Source organism: Oliverpabstia sp. (assembly GCF_022785585.1).
Taxonomy (GTDB): Bacteria; Bacillota; Clostridia; order Lachnospirales; family Lachnospiraceae; genus Oliverpabstia; species Oliverpabstia intestinalis.
The window spans coordinates 1-4230 of sequence record NZ_JALFPR010000009.1 but is presented as its reverse complement, the minus strand read 5'-3'; the positions used below and the strand labels follow the sequence as shown (position 1 = coordinate 4230).

Annotated in this window: 2 protein-coding genes and 2 pseudogenes; 2 read left to right on the top strand and 2 right to left on the bottom strand. The window is 46.5% G+C overall.

The window, feature by feature from the left end; genetic code table 11:
• Positions 1 to 7: 7 nt before the first annotated feature.
• A pseudogene (locus MSA64_RS11850) lies at positions 8 to 91 on the top strand (DUF6783 domain-containing protein); the annotation flags it as partial.
• Here the strand turns inward: MSA64_RS11850 and MSA64_RS11845 are convergent.
• Together MSA64_RS11845 and MSA64_RS00375 are read right to left on the bottom strand one after the other, a co-directional pair.
• A pseudogene (locus MSA64_RS11845) lies at positions 62 to 130 on the bottom strand (DUF6783 domain-containing protein); the annotation flags it as partial. The pseudogenes MSA64_RS11850 and MSA64_RS11845 overlap by 30 nt on opposite strands.
• A gap of 7 nt (positions 131 to 137) precedes the next feature.
• A complete protein-coding gene (locus MSA64_RS00375; protein WP_154432547.1) occupies positions 138 to 965 on the bottom strand; it encodes an AraC family transcriptional regulator in 828 nt (275 codons plus the stop codon).
• 286 nt (positions 966 to 1251) lie between these two features.
• Between MSA64_RS00375 and MSA64_RS00370 the strand changes: the two genes are divergently transcribed.
• Entirely contained in the window at positions 1252 to 3840 is a 2589-nt protein-coding gene (locus tag MSA64_RS00370) for a glycoside hydrolase family 3 protein (protein ID WP_277663470.1), read from the top strand.
• The last annotated feature ends 390 nt before the right edge of the window (positions 3841 to 4230 follow it).

The following is a 4230-nucleotide window of genomic DNA, read 5'->3' as shown; positions in this document are numbered from 1 at the left end:
CCGCAATCTGCAAGCCCCACTTTGCGGTATATTTTACCCTCATTCGGTTGCCGTAGCCCGCTACGCCGCCCTCATTCGGATAAAATCTCCCACAAACTGGGACTCGCAGCTCACGAAAAGCCTTTTTCAAACACGCTCTAGGACTTTCCCTTACGAAATTTCTGTGGAGAAGTTCCGTAGAGTTTTCGAAAAGTCCGGAGAAAGATCTTATAATTGGTAAGACCGTGTTTTTCCATCAGTGAAGTGATGGTATCGTCACAGGCAGAGAGATCTTTAGCCAGGTGAATGGTGCGGACATCGTTCAGATATTCCAGGAAGGTCTGACCAGTGTATTTTTTAAAAAGCCTGCAAAAGTATTCCCTTGAGACTGCGAGCAGGGAGGCTGCGGTATCCAGTGTCAGATTTTCCTGATAATGTTCCCGGATCCATTGCATGACACGGGTAATCCGCAGTCGGTCACGATCACTGTCGGCTGTGACAGTGGAAGCAGTAGTGGTGCAGTGATCCCGACAGAGAATATATAAAAATTCATATAATCTTGCGGTGAACAGCAGCTCATAATGGTGCGGCTGCTCCTGAAAAATAGTTTCCATGGCATGAAGAGCAGAAAAGAGCTGCGCGTTCTGCTTACTTTTTGTGTAAGAAATCAACGTATCAAATCGTAACTGATCAAAGTCCGGCAGATAAGAGCGAAGCTGTCTGGCAGAGATCTGGAGAATCAGATAGTGACAGCCCGGTGTTCTGGTCATGTGAAGATCTCCGGAGTTGATGATCATGAGATCGCCTGTATGAAGTTCATATTCCACGGCCTGTACAATAGCAGAAAGAACACCATCTTTAATGTAGAGAATTTCCACATATTCATGCCAGTGTGCCGGGAAGACTCCGGCGGGAGAAAGTACCGGCTCAAAGCGCACCTGAAGATGACCGGTTTCCCGAATCGTTTCATAATATTGCAATTCCATAAAACCTCCTGTTAAGAAAAGGGAACTTTTCGAAAGAGAAAGAAAAGTCCCGAAAAATGTAATAAGTGAATATATAATTCGAAAATATCAAATAAGAAACAAAACTTTGAAAAAATCATATCAAAAAATATGAAAAATATCAATATCGACCTAAAATAAGATAAAAAGATACTAGTATATTTACAGAAAATAAGCGATAATAACATCAGAAGTCTGTGTCACAGAACATGGAGATTGTGACGGAAACAAGATAGAGTAACGCAGGAAATTGGGAGGTAAGTAACAGATGAAAGTAAAAGCTAGAACATTCAGCGGAACAACATCCAACGAGGTAACACAGCGTGAGATCGCTAACCGTGCCCTTGCAAGAAAAGCGGCAGCAGAAGGATTTGTCCTTCTGAAAAATGAGGGACATTTTCTTCCGGCTCCAAAAGGTGGAAAGATTGCACTGTATGGTGCGGGGGCAGTCAAAACCATCAAGGGAGGTACCGGTTCGGGTGATGTAAATGAGCGTGATTATGTGACCATCGCACAGGGAATGAAAAATGCCGGATACGAAGTAACTACAGAGGGCTGGCTGGATTCTTATGTGAAGATCTATGATCAGGCAAGAGAAGACTGGAAAGCAGAGATCCTGAAAAAGGCAGAAAAGCTGGAGAATCCAAATGCGTTCTTTGAGGCCTATTCTTCCACTCCGTTCTTCATGCCGTGTGGAGAAAAAATCGATGTGGATGCAGCAAAAGCGGACGGTGCAGATACTGCTGTATTTGTTATGGCACGTATCGCAGGAGAAAATAAAGACCGTTTTGATAAAGAAGGAGATTATTTTATCTCCGAAGAAGAAAGAGTATTGCTGGCACAGGTATGTGAGAGCTATAAAGATGTGGTGCTGGTGATCAATACAGGCGGTCTTATGGATCTCGCGTTTGCCGATACATTTGACAATATCCGTTCCATCGTACAGTATGTACAGGCCGGACAGGAAGGCGGCAATGCATTTGCCGATGTGTTTACCGGAGCGGTGACCCCGTCCGGAAAGATGACAGATACCTGGGCGAAAACATACAATGATTATCCGGGTGCCGAAGTATACAGCTACAAGAGTGGCGATCTGACGAAAGAACGATATGAGGAAGGAATCTTTGTGGGATATCGTTACTTTGATACCTTCCTGGTACCGGTTCGTTATGGCTTTGGTTATGGTATGTCTTATACCGATTTTGTGATCACAGCAGGAAAAGTAAGTGTCAGTAATCCGGGAACCATGGATCCGAAGGTTTCTGTGGAAGTTACTGTGAAAAATACCGGTGATACTTATGCAGGAAAAGAGGTTGTACAGATCTACGTATCCTGCCCGCAGGGAGAACTGGTGAAAGAATTCCGCAGACTGGCAGGATTTGGCAAGACAAAACTGCTGGCACCGGGAGAAGAACAGCAGATGACCATTACGTTCCCGCTGTACCAGCTGGCATCATACAGTGAGGACCAGGCAGCATGGATTCTGGAACCGGGCAAATACGGTATCTGGGTTGGTAATGAGTTAAATACTTCCGTACTCAGTGGTGCATTAGAACTGGATCAGGAAGCAGTGATGGTACAGTGTGAAAATATCTGTCCGTTAAAAGAAGAGTTAAAAGAGATCATGCCATTTGCTAAAAAGGTACAGGCGAGAGAACTGGCATGGCATGAGGAACTGAAAGCAAAAGGAATCGTGCCGGTTGCAGTGAAAGCAGCAGACATTCCGACAGAAAAAGTGGATTATCAGAAGATTCCGGAAGTGCTGCCGGGAAGAGCCGGAGAGATTGTTGAACAGATGTCCGAGGAACAGTTGGTGCAGATGGCTACCGGAGACCCTGGAAAAGATCAGGGTAATGCGCTTGGTTCAGCAGGTATCTCCGTACCGGGTTCTGCTGCAGAGACACCTCTGGTGGCAGCAGAAGAACCATGGAATGTGGCAAGTATCGCACTGGCTGACGGACCTGCAGGCCTGCGTCTGAAAAAAGAATATCAGGTAGAGAACGGCCGTATCGTTCCGACCGATTTCCTGTCTGCGCTGGAGGGCGGATTCTTCGCAGCATCAAAAGAGAAGAGAGGAACTTCTTATTATCAGTACTGTACCGCGATTCCGGTAGGAACTCTTCTGGCACAGACCTGGAATCTGGATCTTGTTCGTGAACTCGGTGAAATGATCGGCCACGAGATGGAACTGTTCGGTATCACCCTCTGGCTGGCACCGGGTATGAACATTCACAGAAATCCGCTGTGCGGAAGAAACTTTGAATATTATTCCGAAGATCCGCTGCTGGCCGGTATGATGGCTGCCTCCATGACACTTGGTGTACAGAAAGTACCGGGATGCGGAACAACGATCAAACATTATGCATGCAACAACCAGGAAGACAACCGTATGGGTTCGGATTCTATCCTGTCCGAGAGAACCCTCCGTGAGATCTATCTGAAAGGATTTGAGATTGCAATCAAGGATGCACAGCCAATGTCCATCATGACATCCTACAACCTGATCAACGGCGTACATGCTGCGAACTGTTACGATACCTGTACGAAAGCAGCAAGAGACGAGTGGGGATTTGCCGGAGCGATTATGACCGACTGGACAACCACTAACGTACAGATCCAGGGCGAGTGTACCGCAGCAGGCTGTATGAGAGCCGGCAATGACATGGTTATGCCGGGAATGGAAGAAGATCATGAAAACATCCGCAAAGAGCTGAAGGAAGGTACACTGGATATCCGTGAACTGAAGAGATGTATCTACAATACCGTAAATATCATCCTGCAGTCCAACCAGTATGAGGAGGCCGTAAGCTATGAAAATCAGTTTGACGGACTGGGCGAATGGTTGACAGTAAAATAAATATGGAATAAGATCACGGGTGGTAATCTGTGATGTGATGAAAGTTCGCCGGAGGCAGTAGGTTCCGGCGGACTTTTTGCGTCCTGTAGGGCAATCCTTGTTTTCGCAGTAGCCACAGGTAAGGACGTTATGATATAATGAGCGTTAGCGAGCGGGAACAAACGAAGTATGTTCATCGGGAGCGGCGAATGGCGATCATGATAGCTGCGAAAGCAGCGTCAAGCACCGCAGGTGCGAATCATGATATAATGAGTGTTAGCGAGCGGGAACAAACGAAGTATGTTCATCGGGAGCGGCGAATGGCGATCATGATAGCTGCGAAAGCAGCGTCAAGCACCGCAGGTGCGAATCATGATATAATGAGTGTTAGCGAGTGGGAGTTATATACGG